Source organism: Parageobacillus toebii NBRC 107807 (assembly GCF_003688615.2).
Classification (GTDB): domain Bacteria; phylum Bacillota; class Bacilli; order Bacillales; family Anoxybacillaceae; genus Parageobacillus_B; species Parageobacillus_B toebii.
The window spans coordinates 976507-998497 of the sequence record NZ_CP049703.1; the positions used below are offsets into that span (position 1 = coordinate 976507).

Consider the following 21991-nt stretch of genomic DNA (forward strand, 5'->3'; position numbering starts at 1 on the left):
TGGATGCTTTTTCTTATTTTTTAGCGAGAAGGCAGATGTATTTTGCCGTTCGTGTATGTGGAATTTTTTATATTGTTTCACAACAAATTTTTCTAATATATTTCCTGTAGAAAAGCTATTGACAATCACATGTTTTATCATTATTATAAGAAATGTTGTTGCGTGGCGGCGTAGCTCAGCTGGCTAGAGCGTACGGTTCATACCCGTGAGGTCGGGGGTTCGATTCCCTCCGCCGCTACCATATGAGGCCCGTTGGTCAAGTGGTTAAGACACCGCCCTTTCACGGCGGTAACACGGGTTCGAATCCCGTACGGGTCACTAAAAAACGAGGGTGTTTCTCGAAAGAGAGGCGCCCTCGTTTTTTATGTTTTTTGGGAATTTATCTTTTTTGCCGAGAAGGCCCCGCCTCTAAGCAGCGCATAGATAGGGGATGAATCGGCATTTTTTGTTTTTTAGTAATCTTAATAGTTGAAGAACGTTCTTCTTCTGTCATAAATGAACGGAGGGGATTCTTGGGACCTTTGAGCAACAACAGCCAAAGGAAACAAGAATCCCCACTTCCACCGTCATTAGCCGGTAAGTAGGGGTAGTTCAATGTGAACTTATGGCATGTTAGCAAGAAATACGTCGAACGGTTTTTTTTGGTTGCTTTTCTTTTTTTGACAAATTTTTGACTATTGGAAATGTATAATAGGAGCAACAGAAAAACAAAGGAGTGGGATCGGAGTGGAAAGAGTAGAAAGAAGGTTTATGAATCAAATTTCAGAAGTGCCTATTCATGAGACACAGGCTGTGTTGTCGCGGTGGGTGCGCCATGTGAAATTGCGAGTCGGACATTTATTTATTCATAAGGGGTTTCTTCTTCTTATTATCGGTTTTCTGCTTGGACGAGCTCTTATTCTATCCAAGCTAACTCCATTTGCTTTACCGTTTTTTGCCGCTGTTTATATGTTGCGCCGCGATAAAGCAGCACTAGCATTTATTGCATTGCTTGCAGGTTCACTTACTCTATCGTTTGAGGCAACGTTATTTGTATTTGTCGGAATATTCGGTTTCCTGGTTGTGAATGCATTTATAAGGAAGTTTTTTAGTGAGTCGTTAAAAATGGTGCCTTTTGTTGTATTTTGTCTATCATTTTCTACAAAATTAGCCATTTTCTATTATTTGTTGGGAAATAGGACGCTATATGAAGCAATGATGGCGTTTGTCGAAGCAGGGCTCGCATTTGTATTGACACTTATTTTTATTCAAAGCATCCCGTTGTTAATGATTCGCAAATATAAACAAGCGTTAAGAGCCGAAGAAATTATTTCGCTCATTATTTTAATTGCGTCGATGTTAACGGGGATGATCGGTTGGACGTTCTATGGACTTTCACTTGAACATGTAATGTCCCGCTATCTTGTGTTAATTTTTGCGTTTGTGGCAGGAGCGACGATTGGCTCTACAGTAGGAGTAGTAACAGGGCTTATTTTAAGTTTAGCGAACGTCGGTAATTTATACGAAATGAGTTTGTTAGCGTTTGCTGGTCTTTTAGGAGGCTTATTAAAAGAAGGAAAGAAAGCCGGCGTGTCTTTCGGATTGCTCATCGCTACCTTGCTGATTGGCTTATATGGGAGCGGTAAGGCAGAAATTATTCCAACAGTGATGGAGTCGTTCTTGGCGATTATTCTATTTGCATTTACGTCTCGCTCATTGACGGAAAAAATCGCAAAACACATTCCTGGTACAGCAGAATATGCCAATGAACAGCAGCAGTATGTCCGCAAAATTCGCGATGTGACTGCACAGCGCGTTTCCCAATTTTCTCACGTATTTCAAGCGCTGGCCAATAGCTTTTCAACGAAGAGTCTAATTTCTTCTGATGAAGATTATAGCGAACGGGAAATTGATTACTTTTTAAGCGATATTACGGAAAAAACGTGCCAAACTTGCTTTAAAAAAGAACAATGTTGGTCATACAACTTTGATACAACATATGAATATATGAAGCAAATTATGCTAGAAGCAGATGCGGGAATTTTGGAACATAACCATAAACTATTGCGAGAATGGGACAACCATTGCGTAAAAGCAAGCAAAGTAGTCGACATGATTGAAAAAGACGTGACGTTTTATCAAGCGAATCGTAAACTGCGCAAACAAATGAATGAAAGCAGAAAGTTGGTTGCCGAACAGCTGTTGGGTGTCTCGCAAGTGATGGAAGATTTCGCTAAGGAAATTCAGCGGGAGCGTGAAAATCATTATTTGCAGGAGGAACAAATCTTTCACGCCTTGCAAGAATTCGGGATTGAAATCGGACACGTTGATATTTATAGCTTAGAAAAAGGAAATATCGATATTGAAATGAGCATTCCATATTGTGAAGGCCGCGGCGAATGTGAAAAATTAATTGCGCCGATGCTATCCGATATTTTAGGAGAAACGATTGTGGTAAAACGCGAAGAATGCGCCGCTTACCCGAACGGTTATTGCCGAGTAGCATTCGGCTCAACAAAAGCGTTCGTCGTAGAAACAGGCGTAGCGTTTGCGGCAAAAGGCGGCGGTCTTGTTTCCGGTGATAGCTATTCCATGATTGAACTCGGAACAGGAAAATATGCGATTGCGATCAGCGATGGAATGGGAAATGGAGAGCGTGCACATAACGAAAGCAATGAAACGTTGCGTCTTTTACAAGAAATTTTACAAACAGGAATTGATGAATCTATTGCCATTAAATCCGTTAATTCCATTTTATCATTACGGACGACAGAAGATATGTTTTCTACGTTAGATTTAGCCATTATTGATTTGCAAAACGCTGTCACGAAGTTTTTAAAAGTCGGTTCCACGCCAAGCTTTGTCAAACGCGGGGATAAAGTCATGAAAATTGAGGCAAGCAACTTGCCAATCGGAATTATTAAAGAAGCGGACTTTGAGATTGTCAGTGAACAATTAAAAGCGGGCGACTTGCTTATTATGATGAGCGATGGGGTGTTTGAAGGGCCGCCGCACGTAGAAAATTACGATTTATGGATGAAGCGGAAAATTAAAGAATTTAAAACGAACGACCCGCAAGAAGTGGCAGACTTAATTATGGAAGAAGTGATCCGAAGCCGTTCTGGAAGAATTGAAGACGACATGACGGTAGTCGTTGCGAAAATCAAGCATAACACGCCAAAATGGGCGACGATTCCAGCTTATATGTATACAAAAAAAGCGCAATAATGGTATAAAATCCCCATCCTCCGGCGATGCTTGTAATACATTAGCTGAGGAGGGGAAGATCAGATGCGCAAAGGAACGTTGCGGCAGATTTTGCTTATTACAGATGGCTGTTCCAATCATGGCGAAGACCCGATTGCGATGGCTTCTTTAGCAAAAGAACAAGGGATTACGGTGAATGTGATCGGTGTTCTTGACCAAGATACGATTGATGAAAGTGGATTGCGTGAAATTGAAGGGATCGCTTTATCGGGAGGTGGAATCAGCCAAGTTGTCTATGCTAAACAGCTGTCTCAAACGGTGCAAATGGTAACGAGAAAGGCAATGACGCAAACGCTTCAAGGTGTCGTGAATAGAGAATTGAAGCAAATATTAGGATCGGACGTGTCGCTTGAAGATTTGCCTCCGGAAAAACGAGGAGAGGTGATGGAAGTCGTCGATGAACTTGGAGAAACAGTGGAATTAGAAGTTTTAATATTAATAGATACGAGCGGGAGTATGAAAACGAAATTGCCAACGGTGAAAGAGGCACTGCTTGATTTGTCCCTTAGCCTTAATGCACGTATCGGTGATAATCGTTTCGCTGTGTTTGTATTTCCGGGGAAACGAGGAAATGTAGAAAAAATTGTTGACTGGACGCCGAAAATAGAGGAGCTTTCCACTGTTTTTCCAAAATTAACATCGGGAGGATTGACACCGACAGGACCGGCCTTGCGCGAAGCATTAACATATTTTGAGAAAAAGCGGTCGTTAAGGGGTTTGATTCGTGATGATGAATCATACTTTGAAGAATCTATGTAATCTTCCGCTAGGGACGGTCGTGACAGGAAAGTGGCACCGCCATTCGTACAAGCTGGTAAAACCGCTTGGAAATGGAGCTAACGGGGTCGTTTATTTGGCGGAAAGCACGAAGGGGCTTGTTGCTTTAAAGTTAAGCGATAATAGCGCGGCGATCGCATCAGAGGTCAATGTATTACGTCGATTTTCCAAGGTCCAGGGAGTTGCCCTTGGACCTTCTTTACTAGATGTTGATGACTGGGTAAATCCTTTGATGAATAAAACGATTCCTTTTTATGTGATGGAATATATCAAAGGAGAAAATTTTTTTACGTTTATTCGCAAACGTGGAAAAGAGTGGGCAGTCGTTCTTTTGCTACAGCTTTTATCTGCCCTTGACCAGCTTCACCAAGAAGGATGGGTATTTGGCGATTTGAAGCCCGAAAACTTGTTAGTTGCAGGTCCGCCGCCGACGGTCCGTCTTCTTGATGTGGGAGGAACAACGTTGCAAGGAAGAGCTGTTAAAGAGTTTACCGAATTTTACGATCGCGGTTATTGGGGAGTGGGGTCACGAAAAGCAGAGCCTTCATATGATTTATTTGCTGTGGCAATGATCATGATCCAAGCTTGTTATCCAATCAAATTTGAGCGGAAAGGAGATGGACGCCGCCAGCTAATCTCCATCATTCAGGCAGATGATACGTTGCGGACATATCAGACGGTGTTGATGAAAGCGATTGATGGGAAATATAAAAGAGCTTCCGAAATGAAACAAGACTTTTTGACCGCTCTTCAGCGTTCTTATCATTCTCATTCCAACCAGCGTACTTTCCAGAGAACGATGCAAAAAACACGCCGAAATAAAAAAAGAAAACGCAGCAAAACAAAGGGAGTGTTGGAAACAGCGTTGATCGTTGCCGTACTTTTATGCGCATACGCAATATATGTATACCATCAAGTACTTCCTTGACAAATTTTTATCGCTATGATGTTTATTTTTGATAAAATAATTGGGCGAGATTTTTGAGAAAATATTGTAATAATGGTACGATGAATTTTAGAATTACGTTATTATAAAGAGGGTTTTTCCGAAATGATTGCGGAAGTGTACGAGTTTATAAAAAAGCATGAGCTGCTCGCTCCGAATTCGACGGTCATTGTCGGCGTATCGGGAGGTCCGGATTCACTAGCGCTGCTGCATTTTTTTTGGTCGATTCGACAAGAATGGAATATCACGTTGATCGCCGCACATGTAGATCATATGTTTCGCGGTAAACAGTCAGAGGAAGATATGAATTTTGTGAAACATTTTTGCGCGGCGCGCGGTATTATATGTGAGGCGGTGCAAATGGATGTTCCGGCATTCCAGCGCGAGTCCAAATTAGGTGTTCAAGAGGCGGCGCGTCAATGCCGTTACCGTTTTTTCGGTGAACTGATGAAAAAATATAAAGCGCATTATTTAGCTTTAGGCCATCATGGCGATGACCAAGTTGAAACGATTTTAATGCGGCTTGTGCGCGGCAGTACTAGCAAAGGCTATGCCGGTATTCCGGCAAAGCGCCCATTTTACGGAGGATATATTATTCGCCCGTTTTTGGCGATCAGCCGTGCAGATATTGATGCGTATTGTCGACAACATCAAATTACGCCTCGTCATGATGCTAGTAATGATAAAGATGATTATACAAGAAATCGGTTTCGCCACCATGTTATTCCATTTTTAAAAAAAGAAAATCCGCGTCTTCATGAGCGGTTCCAATCGTATAGTGAAATGGTAATGGAAGATGAGTTATTTTTAGAGGAATTAGCGAAAGATGCGATGAATAAAGTAATGGAAAAACAACATGATACGGTTGCATTAAAAATTGAACCATTTCAGGCGATGCCAAAACCTTTACAAAGAAGAGGGATTCAACTAATATTGAACTATCTTTATAAAGACATCCCTTCTTCCCTTTCGTCTGTACATATCCATAATATATTTACGTTTTTAAACCGCGACCATCCTTCAGGAAGATTAGACTTTCCGCATGGCTTAAAAGTCATTCGTTCTTATGACCGTTGCTTGTTTACATTTCGAGAGGAAAAAGAAGATATAAGCTATGCATTCGAGCTGGATATTCCAGCTGTATTGCCCCTCCCAAACAATCATGTAATCATTAGTGAATTTTGGGAACACTATCCGAAAGAACAGAAGGGAAACGATGTATTTATTATTGATCCGGAAGCGGTTCGTCTTCCGTTACGAGTACGAACACGCCGCGCTGGTGACCGGATGACGTTGAAAGGGACAAAAGGGACAAAGAAGATTAAGGAAATTTTCATTGAAGCGAAAATTCCTTTATATGAAAGGGATCGCTGGCCAATTGTAGAAGACGCGCAAGGAAATATTTTATGGGTTCCGAAGTTAAAAAAATCAAATTTTGAAGCAACAAATGTTACAAAAGCAAGCTACATTGTATTACACTATAAAGAGCAATGAACATCTAGGAGGAAAAGAAAGATGGGGATGAAAGACGATATCCAAAAAATACTTATTACGGAGGAGCAAATTCAAGAAAAGGTAAAGGAGCTAGGCAAGCTGTTGACAGAAGAATATGAAGGGCGTTTTCCGTTAGCCGTCGGAGTACTAAAAGGGGCCATGCCGTTTATGGCAGATTTGTTAAAGCATATCGATACATATTTAGAAATGGATTTTATGGATGTGTCCAGTTATGGAAACGCAACGGTATCGTCCGGCGAAGTGAAAATTTTAAAGGATTTAAATACTTCTGTGGAAGGGCGTGACATTTTAATTATCGAGGATATTATTGATAGTGGTTTAACATTAAGTTATTTAGTCGACTTATTCCGTTATCGGAAAGCGAACTCGATTAAAATTGTTACCTTATTAGATAAACCTTCCGGACGCAAGGCGGATATTCAAGCAGATTATGCCGGTTTTATCGTTCCTGACGAATTTGTTGTCGGCTATGGCTTAGACTATTGTGAGAAATACCGTAATCTTCCTTTTATCGGAGTGCTGAAACCGGAAGTGTACAATAAGTAGTTTGCTTTTTCAGCCGCTAGCGAATTGTTTGTATTTATACAATTTTCTATGATACTATTGAGTATAGTGTGTTTCATATGGGAGGAGGCAAGAGATGAATCGGATCTTCCGAAATACCATATTTTACTTATTGATTTTTCTCGTTGTGATCGGTGTAGTCAGCTTCTTTAACGGAAGCAATCAACGGACGGAACCGATGACATACGATGCCTTTATTACACATTTAGAAAATGGCGATGTTAAATCGTTTTCCATGAAACCGGAGCGCGGTGTGTATGAGATAAGGGGACAGCTCAAAACGTACAGTGAGGATCAATACTTTTCCACTTATGTCATGAACAGCGATACGGTGCTGAACCGTATTGACGCTGCAGCGAAAAGAACAAGAGTGGAAGTAATGCCTGCGGATGAAACGAGCGGATGGGTCACCTTTTTCACTTCAATCATCCCGTTTGTCATCATTTTTATCTTGTTTTTCTTCTTGTTGAACCAAGCGCAAGGCGGCGGCAGCCGGGTAATGAACTTTGGAAAAAGCCGGGCGCGCTTATATACGGACGACAAGAAAAAAGTTCGTTTCCGCGATGTTGCTGGTGCGGATGAAGAAAAACAAGAGCTTGTGGAAATTGTGGAATTTTTAAAAGATCCGCGGAAGTTTGTGGAGCTTGGCGCCCGTATTCCGAAAGGAGTTCTTCTTGTTGGGCCTCCGGGGACAGGGAAAACGTTGCTTGCGCGCGCGGTTGCAGGAGAAGCTGGCGTACCGTTTTTCTCCATCAGCGGTTCCGACTTCGTAGAAATGTTCGTCGGTGTCGGTGCGTCACGTGTGCGCGATTTGTTCGAAACCGCGAAAAAGAACGCGCCATGTATCATTTTTATTGACGAAATTGATGCGGTTGGCCGTCAACGCGGAGCAGGTCTTGGCGGCGGACATGATGAGCGTGAACAAACGCTCAACCAATTGCTTGTCGAGATGGATGGATTCAATGGAAACGAAGGAATTATTATCATCGCAGCGACAAACCGCCCGGATATTTTAGACCCAGCATTGTTACGTCCAGGTCGTTTTGACCGGCAAATTACGGTAGACCGTCCGGACGTAAAAGGGCGTGAAGCGGTATTGCGCGTACACGCTCGCAATAAGCCGCTTGATGAATCCGTTGATTTAAAAGCGATTGCAATGCGTACACCAGGCTTCTCTGGTGCTGATTTAGAAAACTTGTTGAACGAGGCGGCCCTTGTTGCGGCGCGACGGAATAAAAAGAAAATTGATATGAGCGACATCGATGAGGCGACAGACCGTGTCATCGCCGGACCGGCAAAGAAAAGCCGCGTCATCTCAGAAAAAGAGCGACGCATTGTTGCATACCATGAAGCGGGTCATACCGTCATTGGTATGGTGCTTGATAATGCGGAAATGGTGCATAAAGTGACGATCGTTCCACGTGGCCAAGCCGGTGGTTACGCGGTTATGCTTCCGAAAGAAGACCGCTATTTTATGACAAAGCAAGACTTGTTAGATAAAATTACCGGTTTATTAGGCGGGCGCGTTGCGGAAGAAATTGTGTTTAACGAAGTGAGCACAGGGGCGCATAATGACTTCCAACGTGCGACGAACATTGCTCGCCGCATGGTCACCGAGTTTGGAATGAGTGAGAAGCTTGGTCCATTGCAATTTGGGCAGCCGAGCGGGCAAGTGTTTTTAGGGCGTGACTTGCACAATGAGCAAAACTACAGCGATAAAATTGCATATGAAATTGATTTAGAAATTCAACGGATTATTAAAGAATGTTATGAGAAGGCGAAAAACATTTTAACACAACATCGTGATAAACTGGAGTTAATCGCTACTACATTGCTAGAAGTAGAAACGTTAGATGCAGAACAAATTAAACATTTATTTGAACATGGAACATTGCCAAACCGTGATGCAAATAATGGCAATGACAATAAAAATAATGAGGATAACAATGACGTCAAAATAAATATTCAAAAGAAAGATGAGTAAGATGTCTCTTTTTAAGGGACATCTTTTTTTATCCGAGTAAAAACAAGATATGATATGATGTAGAAAGTAACAATTTATGAGAAGTGGTGATGAAACGATGATTTTTGTGTTAGACGTTGGCAATACCAATACGGTGTTAGGGGTATATGATGGCGATGAATTAAAGCATCATTGGCGCATCGAAACGAGCCGGGGCAAAACGGAAGATGAATACGCCATGACGATCAAGGCGTTATTGAACCATGTCGGGCTTCAGTTTTCCGACATTGATGGTATTATTATCTCTTCCGTGGTGCCGCCGATTATGTTTGCGCTTGAGCGAATGTGCTTAAAATACTTCCATATTAAGCCGATTATCGTCGGTCCAGGGATTAAAACAGGACTGAATATTAAATACGATAATCCGCGAGAAGTAGGGGCAGACCGAATTGTGAACGCGGTTGCCGGCATTCACTTGTATGGCAGCCCTCTCATTATTGTCGACTTTGGTACGGCGACGACGTATTGTTATATTAATGAACATAAACAATATATGGGGGGCGCTATTGCTCCAGGGATTATGATTTCCACGGAAGCGCTTTTCGCGCGAGCTGCGAAATTGCCTCGTATCGAAATTGCCCGTCCGGATGACATTATTGGGAAAAATACTGTTAGTGCGATGCAAGCTGGAATTTTATATGGATACGTGGGGCAAGTGGAGGGCATTGTTTCGCGGATGAAAGCAAAAAGCTCTGTTCCTCCAAAAGTGATTGCAACAGGAGGGTTAGCGTCCTTAATTGCCAGCGAATCTAGTGTGATTGATATTGTTGATCCGTTTTTGACGCTGACAGGATTAAAAATTTTATACGAGAAAAACGTTGATAAAAAACAATGAAAGGTTGAGTGTGTATGTCAGACTACTTAGTGAAAGCCTTAGCTTATGATGGACAAGTAAGAGCGTATGCCGCACGAACAACAGATACCGTTAGCGAGGCACAGCGCCGCCATCAAACATGGCCGACTGCTTCCGCAGCGCTTGGCCGGGCTATTACGGCGGGGGTCATGATGGGAGCCATGTTAAAAGGAGACGATAAATTAACGATTAAAATTGATGGCGGCGGTCCAATCGGCACCATTTTGGTCGACAGCAACGCCAAGGGAGAGGTGCGTGGATACGTCACAAATCCACACGTTCACTTTGATTTAAACGAACATGGGAAATTAGACGTGGCAAAAGCAGTAGGCAAAAATGGCATGTTAACGGTTGTAAAAGACTTAGGATTGCGTGATTTCTTTACAGGACAAGTGCCGATTATTTCCGGGGAACTTGGTGAAGATTTCACGTACTATTTTGCTTCTTCGGAACAAGTTCCGTCTTCTGTCGGGGTTGGTGTACTTGTGAATCCAGACAACACGATATTGGCGGCAGGAGGCTTTATCATCCAGCTGATGCCGGGAACGGAAGAGAAGACGATTGAACAAATCGAACAGCGTTTACAAACGATTCCTCCAGTTTCGAAAATGGTTGAAAGCGGGCTAACACCGGAAGAAATTTTAGAGGAACTGCTTGGAAAGGGAAATGTCAAAGTACTTGAAACACTTCCTGTTTCGTTTGTATGTCGCTGTTCGCGGGAGAGAATTGCCGATGCGATTATTAGTTTAGGTCCACAAGAAATTCAAGACATTATGGAAAAAGAAGGGTATGCCGAAGCATCATGTCATTTTTGTAATGAAACGTATCATTTTACAAAAGAAGAGCTCGAACAATTAAAACAACTTGCAGAAGCAAAAAATTAAAATGATTGACAATTCCATCAATAACTGATACATTTTAAACAAATTCGATAAAATTAATCGGGATTAGGGGTGGAAAGATGGCAAGAACAGTAAACTCCATTACAGAGCTTATTGGCGATACGCCTGCAGTGAAATTAAACCGCATTGTTGATGAAGATAGCGCCGATGTATATTTAAAACTGGAATTTATGAACCCTGGCAGCAGCGTCAAAGACCGTATTGCCTTAGCGATGATCGAAGCGGCGGAAAAAGCCGGAAAATTAAAACCTGGTGACACGATTGTAGAGCCGACAAGCGGAAACACCGGAATTGGATTGGCGATGGTTGCCGCGGCAAAAGGGTATAAAGCGGTTTTAGTCATGCCAGATACGATGAGTTTAGAACGTCGCAATTTGTTGCGCGCATATGGCGCTGAATTAGTGCTAACACCAGGAAGCGAAGGAATGCGCGGCGCGATTGCGAAGGCGGAAGAGCTAGTAAGAGAGCATGGCTATTTTATGCCACAACAATTTAAGAATGAGGCAAACCCAGAAATCCATCGGTTAACGACTGGAAAAGAAATTGTTGAGCAAATGGGCGACCAATTAGATGCGTTTATTGCCGGCGTCGGTACTGGCGGAACGATTACAGGGGCAGGACAAGTGCTTCGCGAAACATATCCAAACATTAAAATTTATGCCGTAGAACCTGCTGATTCACCAGTATTATCGGGCGGAAAACCAGGTCCTCATAAAATTCAAGGAATCGGCGCCGGATTTGTGCCGGACATTTTAGATACAAGCATTTATGATGGAGTCATTACCGTTACAACAGAAGAAGCGTTCGCCGCTGCTCGCCGCGCTGCTCGCGAAGAAGGAATACTTGGCGGAATTTCTTCTGGTGCCGCTATTCATGCTGCATTGAAGGTCGCCAAAGAGCTTGGAAAAGGAAAAAAAGTGCTGGCAATTATTCCAAGTAACGGAGAACGTTACTTAAGTACACCGCTTTATCAATTTGAGGAGTAAGCATCCTATTTCGACAGGGGAGGACCCCTGTCGAAATTTTTTTGTAATGATATGTTCCGCGACTCATTGTACAATAAGAATATGCATGGCTAATAAAGGGAGTGATATCGCTGTGCGGAAATGGAGAAATAGAAAGAGGCGAACGATTCCTTATTCGAAACATGATTGGTTTCGGCAATATAAGATGCTTGCCGCTGGTGAGCCGTATCATGCTCTGCTAGAAAGCGGTCAGGGCGGACGATATAGTATTATTGGTTTAACTCCTGCGGGTATCATCCAAACAAAAGAAAATCAGTTATTCATCTCTTATCGTGATGAAAAGAAGTGTTATGAAGGAAATCCGCTATTGTCGCTCAAACAATGGTTCGGACAGTTCCCGCTTCTTCCTTCGGAAAGTGAACTGCCCTTTCAAGGTGGAGCGATTGGTTATATAAGCTATGACTGCGCACGGTATATTGAAAAAATTCCTTCATATGCGAAAGATGATTTACAGCTTCCACATATGTATTTTTTAATTTTTGATGATGTATTTGTATATGATCATCAAAAGCAGCTGCTGCATATGATTACTCATTATGGGGATGGAGAAGAATTAGAAGCGGAGCGGCGACTTTCCTTTTATGAGTCATGTTGGTTGGAAGAAAGGAAAGAGGATATCGAATGGGCATTCCAAAAAGAAGACGCCAGCCCATCGGTTTCGATGACAAAAGAAGAATTTGTCGAAGCGGTCAAAAAAGTACAGCAATATATTGCCCAGGGAGATGTATTTCAAGTGAATTTATCCGTGCGGCAATCAAAACCGCTACTAGTGCATCCATTTCATATTTATGAGCAGCTGCGCATCATTAATCCGTCTCCATACATGGCATATATTCATTTTCCAGAGTTTCAAATCGTCAGCGGTTCGCCTGAATTGCTTGTCAAGAAGCGGGGAAGCGACATTAGCACAAGGCCGATTGCTGGAACACGTTCGCGCGGGAAAACAAAAGAAGAAGACAAACAGCTGGCAAAAAAGCTGCTTTCTAACGAAAAAGAAATAGCAGAACATGCGATGCTCGTCGATTTAGAGCGCAACGATTTAGGACGTGTATGCCAATATGGTACAGTAAAAGTAGACGAATGGATGACAATCGAACGTTATTCCCACGTTATGCATATTGTGTCCCATGTGTCGGGAAAATTGCAGCAAGGAAAAGATGTATTTGATATTATACAAGCAATGTTTCCTGGCGGTACGATTACTGGTGCTCCAAAAGTACGGACAATGGAAATTATCGAAGAGTTGGAGCCGATACGTCGTGGTGTATATACTGGTTCCATCGGGTGGATTAGCTTCGATGGGGATATGGAATTCAATATTGCGATTCGCACGATGATTGCTAAAGACGGAATAGCTCATGTGCAAGCGGGAGCTGGAATTGTTATGGATTCCCACCCTGAACATGAATATCAGGAATGTTTGAAAAAGGCGGCAGCCCTTTGGAAAGCAAAAGAGCTGAGCGAAGCAGAGAAACTATTGAGAGCATGAGGTGAGATCGATGATTTTAATGGTTGATAATTACGATTCTTTTACATACAACTTAGTGCAATATCTAGGTGTGTTAGGGGAAGAATTAATCGTAAAACGAAATGATGAGATTACGATTAAGGAGATAGAGACACTAAGCCCTGATTTTCTTATGATTTCGCCTGGTCCTTGCACTCCTAATGAGGCGGGCATCAGCATGGAAGCCATCGAATACTTTGCAGGGAAAATTCCGATTTTTGGAGTTTGCCTTGGGCATCAAGCGATTGCTCAAGTATTTGGGGGAAAAGTCATTCGTGCTGACCGTTTAATGCACGGTAAAACGTCGCCAATTTTCCATGATGGAAGAACCATTTTCGCCAATATTCCTAGCCCGTTTACGGCCACTCGTTATCATTCTCTTATTGTTGAAAAAGAAACATTGCCAGATTGTTTTGAAATTTCCGCTTGGACAGAAGAAAACGAAATTATGGCGATTCGCCATAAAACATTGCCAGTTGAAGGGGTTCAGTTTCATCCGGAATCGATTATGACGAGTCACGGGATGAAGCTGTTGGAAAACTTTATTCAAACATATAAAAGGGTTCGATAACAGTATGTATGTATATATCAATGGAGATGTCGTTCATAAAGACGAAGCGCGTATTTCGCCGTTTGACCACGGTTTTTTGTATGGTCTTGGTGTATTTGAAACGTTTCGTACATATGATGGGCATCCGTTTTTGCTAGACGACCATTTGGAACGGTTAAATCATAGCTTACAAGAGATGAATATTGTCAAATCCTTTACTCGCGGTGAAGTCATGGAGATACTTCGTCGTCTGTTAGAAGCAAATGGTTTGCGAAATGCTTACGTTCGTTTCAATATTTCGGCAGGCATCGGGGATATTGGTTTGCAAACGAGTGAGTATGATGAACCGACGATCATTATGTATATGAAGCCTTTTTCACCTCCGTCATTTGCAAAAGGCAAAATCGCAACAGTTCTAAAAACAAAACGAAACACCCCGGAGGGAAAAGAACGCTTAAAATCGCATCATTATTTGAATAATATTATAGGCAAACGGGAAATCGGCAGCCGTACCGATGTGGAAGGCATTTTTTTGAATGAACAAGGGTATGTTGCTGAGGGAATTGTCTCCAATATTTTTTGGGTAAAAAATAAAACGGTATACACTCCGGCGATTCATACAGGAATTTTAAATGGAGTAACAAGACAATTTGTGATTGCGATGTTGAACGTGCTAAACATTGAATATGAGGAAGGTTTTTATACACTTGACCATCTGCAACAAGCGGATGAAATATTTGTGACCAATTCCATTCAGGAAATCGTCCCTATTTATCAAATGAATGGTCGTACTTATCCAGGTGCTGATGGGATTGTTACTTCATTTTTGCAAAGGTATTACAAGCGCTTCACACCATTTTTATGGACAAGACATGAGTTGGCAGAAAGGATTGAATGAATGATGGGTACAACAAATGCAGCTTCTTTTGTACTTCGCTGCGGGGATTACGAGTTAGATTTACGGAAAAAGACCATGATCATGGGCATTGTCAATGTAACGCCAGACTCTTTTTCTGACGGCGGACGGTTTTATGATATCGATCGTGCCGTAGAGCATGCAAAACGTCTTGTTGCCGATGGGGCAGATATTATTGATATTGGGGGGGAATCGACCCGCCCTGGTGCAGAAAAGGTATCGCTTGAAGAAGAATTGCGGCGTGTCATTCCTGTGGTGAAAGCAGTCGCTCAAGAAATCGATGTTCCTATTTCCATTGATACGTATAAAGCTGAAGTTGCAAAGCAAGCGATCGAAGCGGGAGCACATATTATTAACGATGTATGGGGAGCAAAAGCGGATGCAAAGATGGCAGAAGTTGCCGCTTTTTACGATGTTCCGATTATTTTAATGCACAACCGTCATGATCTTCAATATCGTGATTTAATTTCCGACATGATTTCTGATTTAATGGAAAGTGTTGCAATCGCAAAACGCGCAGGGGTGAGAGACGAAAACATTATTTTAGATCCAGGTATTGGATTTGCGAAAACATTGGAACATAACTTAGAAGTCATGCGGCGTTTAGATGAATTTGCCAAACTGGGATACCCGCTGCTATTGGGAACATCACGGAAACGATTTATCGGCCATGTTCTTGATTTACCGGTTAATGAACGAGTCGAAGGAACAGGAGCGACCGTATGTCTCGGAATCGTAAAGGGAGCTCACATCGTCCGTGTTCATGATGTATTGCCGATTGCGCGAATGGCGAAAATGATGGATGCAATGCTTGGAAAAGGAGTGGAGAGCGATCGATAAAATTTATCTTCATCGGATGGAGTTTTATGGATATCACGGCGTCCTTCCCGAAGAAAATGTGCTTGGACAGCGCTTTATTGTAGATGTCATTCTCGAAACGGATTTACAAAAGGCTGGAAAAAGCGATCGATTAGATGATACCATTAATTATGCGGAAGTGTATGATATTTGCCGAAATGTTGTCGAGAAAAGGAGATTTTCGTTAATCGAAGCAGTAGCAGAGACGATTGCGGAGCAAATTTTATCTTCTTTTCCAACCGTTGCTCGTTGTACGATTAAAGTGACAAAACCAAATCCACCCATTCAAGGTCATTATGAATCTGTAGCAGTAGAAATTGTAAGGGGTCGTTAGATGGAAAATTATGCGTATATTGCTCTTGGCTCTAATATCGGTGATCGCCTATATTACTTGCGGGAAGCTGTCAAAATGTTGGATAGACATGAACAAATTTCCGTCACTGCTGCTTCATCTATTTATGAGACGGAACCGGTCGGTTATGTGAATCAAGATAAGTTTTTAAATATGGTTATAAAAATTTATACAACTCTTTCTCCTTTTGCATTGCTAGACGTCACGCAAAATATCGAACAAAAACTTGGGAGAAAAAGGGAAATACGGTGGGGACCACGAACGTTAGACCTTGACATTTTATTATATAATCATGAAAATATTGAAACAGAACAACTTATCATTCCTCATCCGCGTATGACAGAGCGGGCGTTTGTTATGATTCCGTTATTGGAATTAAATCACGATATCCATTTTCCAAATATTTCTGAACGTTTAGCGTGCCTCATAGATCGACTACCTGACAAAGAAGGAGTTCGTGTATGGAAGCAGAAAAATGGGGAAGACGTATTCGCGCTTTTCGAAAGCTGAAAGGATATACACAGGAAAAATTGGCAAAAGATCTGGGGGTATCTGTGTCCATTTTAGGAGAAGTTGAGCGTGGAAATCGCTTACCGTCGGAGCAATTAATAGAGAAAATTGCCGAACGGTTAAATATATCTGTAGAAGAGCTTGCACCGCCACGTTCAGAGCCTAGGGAATAAGAAAGGAGGGTAAACCGATGTTTAAAATCGGAGATGTAGAAATTAAAAATCGTGTTGTTCTTGCTCCAATGGCCGGTGTGTGCAATTCGGCATTCCGTCTCACGGTAAAAGAGTTTGGGGCAGGGCTTGTTTGTGCGGAAATGGTAAGTGATAAAGGGATCGTGTACAATAACGAAAAAACGCTAGGCATGTTATATATTGATGAACGGGAAAAACCATTAAGTTTGCAAATTTTTGGCGGAGAAAAGGAAACGCTTGTAGAAGCCGCAAAATTTGTCGATAAACATACGAATGCGGATATCATCGATATTAATATGGGATGTCCTGTCCCAAAAGTCACGAAATGCGATGCGGGTGCGAAATGGCTTTTAGATCCAAATAAGATTTATGATGTAGTTGCCGCCATTGTAGATGCAGTGGAAAAACCTGTGACAGTAAAAATGCGAATCGGTTGGGACGAAAATCATATTTACGCAGTAGAAAACGCGCAAGCTGTAGAACGCGCTGGCGGTAAGGCAGTAGCGGTTCACGGAAGAACGAGAGTACAGATGTACGAAGGAAAAGCAGATTGGAATATCATTAAACAAGTAAAAGAAGCAGTGAATATTCCTGTCATTGGAAACGGGGATGTAAAAACACCGCAAGATGCAAAGCGGATGCTTGAAGAAACAGGCGTGGACGGCGTGATGATCGGACGCGCTGCACTTGGAAACCCATGGATGATTTACCGCACAGTCCGTTATTTAGAAACAGGGGAATTAATCCCGGAACCAACGGTAAGAGAAAAAATAGAAGTATGTCTTTTACATTTAGATCGCCTCATTGCATTAAAAGGCGAGCATATTGCAGTAAAAGAAATGCGGAAACATGCGGCATGGTATTTAAAAGGGGTGCGCGGTAACGCAAAAATTCGCAATGCCATTAATGAATGTGACACTCGTGAACAGCTTGCCACCCTTTTACTTAACTTTGCCGAAGAAGTAGAAAGCAAAGAACAGGCGAATGCACAGGCTGTGTAAATGGATCAATAAAAGATTGCGGTTATTCACTGCCAGCCGTTGCTGGCAGTATTTTTCATAAAAACTTTTTTAAATGGAGTGAAGGCCATATGAGTCATGAAGAATTAAACGATCAATTACTAGTCCGTAGGGAAAAATTAAATAAATTGAGAGAAATGGGAATTGATCCGTTTGGAAAACGGTTTGAGCGCACACATAAAGCAAAAGAGTTATTTGATTTATATGGGGATTTATCCAAAGAAGAGCTAGAAGAGAAACAAATAAAAGTTGCCGTCGCCGGACGTATTATGACAAAACGCGGCAAAGGTAAAGCTGGGTTTGCCCATATTCAAGATGTTACGGGGCAAATTCAAATTTACGTTCGTGAAGATACAGTTGGTGAGGAGCAATACGAGCTTTTCAAAACTTCTGACTTAGGAGATATTATCGGTGTTTATGGAACAGTATTTAAAACAAAAGTAGGAGAGCTGTCCATTAAAGTATCTTCTTATGAGTTTTTAACGAAAGCATTGCGTCCACTTCCAGAGAAATACCATGGACTAAAAGATATTGAACAACGCTATCGTCAACGGTACTTAGATTTAATTATGAATCCGGAGAGCAAAAATACGTTTATCACTCGCAGCCGAATTATTCAAGCGATGCGCCGCTACTTGGACAGCCACGGCTATTTAGAAGTAGAAACACCGATGATGCATTCCATTGCCGGAGGAGCAGCAGCTCGTCCATTTATCACTCACCATAATGCGTTGGATATGCCATTATATATGCGGATTGCGATCGAGCTTCATTTGAAACGTTTAATTGTCGGCGGATTAGAAAAGGTATATGAAATTGGGCGCGTGTTCCGTAATGAAGGGATTTCTACTCGACATAATCCGGAATTTACGATGCTTGAGCTATATGAAGCATATGCAGATTTCCGCGATATTATGAAATTGACAGAAAATTTAATTGCTCATATCGCGCAAGAGGTATTAGGAACGACAAAAATCCAATATGGAGAGCATACGGTTGATTTAACTCCTGAGTGGAAACGACTTCATATGGTAGATGCGATTAAGGAATACGTAGGTGTCGATTTTTGGAAACAAATGAGCGATGAAGAGGCTAGAGAATTGGCAAAAGAGCATGGTGTTGAAATAGCGCCGCACATGACGTTTGGTCACATTGTTAATGAGTTTTTTGAGCAAAAAGTAGAGGACAAGCTCATTCAACCGACGTTTATTTACGGACACCCGGTAGAAATCTCGCCGTTAGCGAAGAAAAATCCAGACGATCCGCGCTTCACAGATCGCTTTGAATTGTTTATCGTTGGTCGTGAACACGCGAATGCATTTACTGAGTTAAATGATCCGATTGACCAACGTGAGCGCTTTGAGGCACAGCTGAAAGAGCGAGAGCAAGGAAATGACGAAGCGCACGAGATGGACGAGGACTTCATTGAAGCGCTTGAATATGGAATGCCACCAACAGGCGGTTTAGGTATTGGTGTTGATCGACTTGTTATGCTATTAACAAATTCACCGTCTATTCGTGACGTATTGTTATTCCCGCAAATGCGTAATAAATAAGATATCATGTCCCCTATGATCAAAAGAATCATAGGGGACATAAGATTTTTAAAAAAGTAGTTGACTTTTATATTTATAATTGATATATTAATAAACGTCGCTTTTGAAAAACGAATAAAACAAAAAGTGATTGACAATAAAATTTTAAAATGATATATTAACAAGGTCGTTTTAAAAAAGAATGTTCTTTGAAAACTGAACAAAACGAAGCGTCCACAACGAAAAGCGAAGGCGACTGATTAGCCCCGGCAGGCGCTGGAGGGCTCGCGAGGAGGCTGTTGCCGCCACAGCGAGACCGAAGCGGCCCGAGGGGCTAGGAGCCGAAGCTAGACAATACGAAAAGCGAAGGCGACTTGACACCTTCGGTGTCAGTGGCGAATTAAATAAGCCAATCAACTTTCTTTTTGGAGAGTTTGATCCTGGCTCAGGACGAACGCTGGCGGCGTGCCTAATACATGCAAGTCGAGCGGACCGAACGGAAGCTTGCTTCTGTTCGGTTAGCGGCGGACGGGTGAGTAACACGTGGGTAACCTGCCCGTAAGACCGGGATAACTCCGGGAAACCGGGGCTAATACCGGATAACACCAAAGACCGCATGGTCTTTGGTTGAAAGGTGGCTTTTGCTACCGCTTACGGATGGGCCCGCGGCGCATTAGCTAGTTGGTGAGGTAACGGCTCACCAAGGCGACGATGCGTAGCCGGCCTGAGAGGGTGACCGGCCACACTGGGACTGAGACACGGCCCAGACTCCTACGGGAGGCAGCAGTAGGGAATCTTCCGCAATGGACGAAAGTCTGACGGAGCGACGCCGCGTGAGCGAAGAAGGTCTTCGGATCGTAAAGCTCTGTTGTTAGGGAAGAAGAAGTACCGTTCGAATAGGGCGGTACGGTGACGGTACCTAACGAGAAAGCCCCGGCTAACTACGTGCCAGCAGCCGCGGTAATACGTAGGGGGCGAGCGTTGTCCGGAATTATTGGGCGTAAAGCGCGCGCAGGCGGTCCCTTAAGTCTGATGTGAAAGCCCACGGCTCAACCGTGGAGGGTCATTGGAAACTGGGGGACTTGAGTGCAGAAGAGGAGAGCGGAATTCCACGTGTAGCGGTGAAATGCGTAGAGATGTGGAGGAACACCAGTGGCGAAGGCGGCTCTCTGGTCTGTAACTGACGCTGAGGCGCGAAAGCGTGGGGAGCAAACAGGATTAGATACCCTGGTAGTCCACGCCGTAAACGATGAGTGCTAAGTGTTAGAGGGGTTAAACCCTTTAGTGCTGTAGCTAACGCGTTAAGCACTCCGCCTGGGGAGTACGGCCGCAAGGCTGAAACTCAAAGGAATTGACGGGGGCCCGCACAAGCGGTGGAGCATGTGGTTTAATTCGAAGCAACGCGAAGAACCTTACCAGGTCTTGACATCCCCTGACAACCCTGGAGACAGGGCGTTCCCCCTTCGGGGGGACAGGGTGACAGGTGGTGCATGGTTGTCGTCAGCTCGTGTCGTGAGATGTTGGGTTAAGTCCCGCAACGAGCGCAACCCTCGCCCCTAGTTGCCAGCATTCAGTTGGGCACTCTAGGGGGACTGCCGGCTAAAAGTCGGAGGAAGGTGGGGATGACGTCAAATCATCATGCCCCTTATGACCTGGGCTACACACGTGCTACAATGGGCGGTACAAAGGGCTGCGAACCCGCGAGGGGGAGCGAATCCCAAAAAGCCGCTCTCAGTTCGGATTGCAGGCTGCAACTCGCCTGCATGAAGCCGGAATCGCTAGTAATCGCGGATCAGCATGCCGCGGTGAATACGTTCCCGGGCCTTGTACACACCGCCCGTCACACCACGAGAGCTTGCAACACCCGAAGTCGGTGAGGTAACCCGTAAGGGAGCCAGCCGCCGAAGGTGGGGCAAGTGATTGGGGTGAAGTCGTAACAAGGTAGCCGTACCGGAAGGTGCGGCTGGATCACCTCCTTTCTAAGGATGATGCGAAAAGCGAAGGCGACTGGTTAGCCCCGACAGGCGCTGGGGGGGCTCGCGAGGAGGCTGTTGCCGCCGCAGCGAGACCGAAGCGGCCCGAGGGGCTAGGAGCCGAAGCTAGACAGTACGAAAAGCGGAAGCGCCGCGATCAGCTCTCGAAGCCAAATGTTCTTCACCCGCAGAAGTGCTTGCACTTCGAGGGGGAAGGTTATTTGGCACAAGAGAGCTAGGCGCTGGAGCTAGACAGTACGAAAAGCGGAAGCGGCTGCCCTTATGGGCTAGTCGGAAGTGGACGCTTCGGGTTTGTTCAGTTTTGAGGGAGCATTTCACTCCTTCAAGTGTTTTGTGTCTGCGTCTGCTAGTGAATTCGAGGAAGCAGGATTCCTCGACACAAGGCAGCAGAGAAGTTGATTCAAGGCAGTAGCCTTGTTCAGTTTTGAGGGAACATGTTTAATGTTCTTTCAAAACAGAGGCTTTGTGTCAGAAGCAGTCTTGTGCCTGCGTCTACAAGCAGGTTCGAGGGAGTTAGGTTCCTCGGCACAAAGCTGCAGAGAAGCGAACTCAAAGTAGTAGCTTCGTTCCTTGAAAACTAGATAACCGAGAAGAAAAGCGGAGGCGCCGCGGTTAGCTCTCGAAGCCAAATGTTCTTCACCTGCAGAAGTGCTTGCACTTCGAGGGGGAAGGTTATTTGGCACAAGAGAGCTAGGCGCCGAAGCTAGA

Annotated in this window: 18 protein-coding genes, 2 tRNA genes and 1 rRNA gene; all 21 read left to right on the plus strand. The window is 43.5% G+C overall.

All coding sequences use genetic code 11. The annotated features are described in order from the left end of the window. Positions 1 to 164 precede the first annotated feature (164 nt). The 21 genes from DER53_RS04990 (at position 165) to DER53_RS05090 (ending at position 21268) form a co-directional block, all read left to right on the plus strand. Positions 165 to 241 (plus strand) — tRNA-Met (locus DER53_RS04990). Between the two features lie 5 nt (positions 242 to 246). Beyond that, positions 247 to 318: transfer RNA gene (locus DER53_RS04995), tRNA-Glu, on the plus strand. A 408-nt stretch (positions 319 to 726) separates the two neighbouring features. Then, on the plus strand, positions 727 to 3207 hold the full coding sequence (spoIIE, locus tag DER53_RS05000) for a stage II sporulation protein E (RefSeq protein WP_062756168.1): 2481 nt from the start codon (positions 727 to 729) through the stop codon (positions 3205 to 3207). Between the two features lie 63 nt (positions 3208 to 3270). Further along, on the plus strand, positions 3271 to 4005 hold the full coding sequence (locus DER53_RS05005) for a VWA domain-containing protein (RefSeq protein WP_012748837.1): 735 nt from the start codon (positions 3271 to 3273) through the stop codon (positions 4003 to 4005). Beyond that, positions 3974 to 4951 (plus strand): protein kinase domain-containing protein, encoded by a 978-nt coding sequence (locus DER53_RS05010; protein WP_012748838.1) that lies wholly within the window; start codon positions 3974 to 3976, stop codon positions 4949 to 4951. Before DER53_RS05005 ends, DER53_RS05010 begins: the two co-directional genes overlap by 32 nt. 123 nt (positions 4952 to 5074) lie before the next feature. After that, positions 5075 to 6463: a tRNA lysidine(34) synthetase TilS gene (gene tilS, locus DER53_RS05015; RefSeq protein ID WP_062756166.1), complete on the plus strand. Its 1389-nt coding sequence runs from the start codon at positions 5075 to 5077 to the stop codon at positions 6461 to 6463. 21 nt (positions 6464 to 6484) lie between these two features. Continuing rightward, positions 6485 to 7030 carry a hypoxanthine phosphoribosyltransferase gene (gene hpt / locus DER53_RS05020; protein ID WP_012748840.1) on the plus strand — a complete coding sequence of 182 codons (546 nt, stop codon included), beginning with the start codon at positions 6485 to 6487 and terminating at the stop codon, positions 7028 to 7030. Between the two features lie 94 nt (positions 7031 to 7124). Further along, complete coding sequence (ftsH, locus tag DER53_RS05025; protein ID WP_062677404.1) at positions 7125 to 9032, plus strand: ATP-dependent zinc metalloprotease FtsH; 1908 nt, start codon at positions 7125 to 7127, stop codon at positions 9030 to 9032. Between the two features lie 97 nt (positions 9033 to 9129). Next, entirely contained in the window at positions 9130 to 9906 is a 777-nt protein-coding gene (locus tag DER53_RS05030) for a type III pantothenate kinase (protein WP_012748842.1), read from the plus strand. A 14-nt stretch (positions 9907 to 9920) separates the two neighbouring features. Further along, positions 9921 to 10808 carry an Hsp33 family molecular chaperone HslO gene (gene hslO / locus DER53_RS05035; protein WP_012748843.1) on the plus strand — a complete coding sequence of 296 codons (888 nt, stop codon included), beginning with the start codon at positions 9921 to 9923 and terminating at the stop codon, positions 10806 to 10808. Positions 10809 to 10885: 77 nt separating this feature from the next. Next, complete coding sequence (gene cysK / locus DER53_RS05040; protein ID WP_012748844.1) at positions 10886 to 11812, plus strand: cysteine synthase A; 927 nt, start codon at positions 10886 to 10888, stop codon at positions 11810 to 11812. Positions 11813 to 11924: 112 nt separating this feature from the next. Further along, positions 11925 to 13340 (plus strand): anthranilate synthase component I, encoded by a 1416-nt coding sequence (trpE, locus tag DER53_RS05045; RefSeq protein WP_062756164.1) that lies wholly within the window; start codon positions 11925 to 11927, stop codon positions 13338 to 13340. 10 nt (positions 13341 to 13350) lie between these two features. Beyond that, complete coding sequence (pabA, locus tag DER53_RS05050) at positions 13351 to 13929, plus strand: aminodeoxychorismate/anthranilate synthase component II (protein WP_062677403.1); 579 nt, start codon at positions 13351 to 13353, stop codon at positions 13927 to 13929. 4 nt (positions 13930 to 13933) lie between these two features. After that, positions 13934 to 14806, plus strand: coding sequence for an aminodeoxychorismate lyase (pabC, locus tag DER53_RS05055; protein WP_012748847.1), 873 nt, complete (start codon positions 13934 to 13936; stop codon positions 14804 to 14806). Positions 14807 to 14809: 3 nt separating this feature from the next. After that, complete coding sequence (folP, locus tag DER53_RS05060; protein ID WP_041269772.1) at positions 14810 to 15664, plus strand: dihydropteroate synthase; 855 nt, start codon at positions 14810 to 14812, stop codon at positions 15662 to 15664. Then, the gene (gene folB / locus DER53_RS05065) at positions 15627 to 16016 is read left to right on the plus strand and encodes a dihydroneopterin aldolase (RefSeq protein ID WP_174525710.1); all 390 of its coding nucleotides are present in this window, start codon (positions 15627 to 15629) and stop codon (positions 16014 to 16016) included. Before folP ends, folB begins: the two co-directional genes overlap by 38 nt. Further along, positions 16017 to 16544, plus strand: coding sequence for a 2-amino-4-hydroxy-6-hydroxymethyldihydropteridine diphosphokinase (gene folK, locus DER53_RS05070; RefSeq protein WP_012748850.1), 528 nt, complete (start codon positions 16017 to 16019; stop codon positions 16542 to 16544). It abuts the gene before it with no gap. Further along, positions 16496 to 16717, plus strand: a complete 222-nt coding sequence (locus DER53_RS05075; protein ID WP_062677400.1) for a helix-turn-helix domain-containing protein — start codon at positions 16496 to 16498, stop codon at positions 16715 to 16717. The genes folK and DER53_RS05075 overlap by 49 nt, the downstream gene beginning before the upstream one ends. 17 nt (positions 16718 to 16734) lie before the next feature. Further along, the gene (gene dusB / locus DER53_RS05080; RefSeq protein ID WP_062677399.1) at positions 16735 to 17736 is read left to right on the plus strand and encodes a tRNA dihydrouridine synthase DusB; all 1002 of its coding nucleotides are present in this window, start codon (positions 16735 to 16737) and stop codon (positions 17734 to 17736) included. A gap of 89 nt (positions 17737 to 17825) precedes the next feature. Further along, on the plus strand, positions 17826 to 19310 hold the full coding sequence (lysS, locus tag DER53_RS05085; protein WP_012748852.1) for a lysine--tRNA ligase: 1485 nt from the start codon (positions 17826 to 17828) through the stop codon (positions 19308 to 19310). 401 nt (positions 19311 to 19711) lie between these two features. Then, a 16S ribosomal RNA gene (locus DER53_RS05090) occupies positions 19712 to 21268 on the plus strand. Positions 21269 to 21991 lie beyond the last annotated feature (723 nt).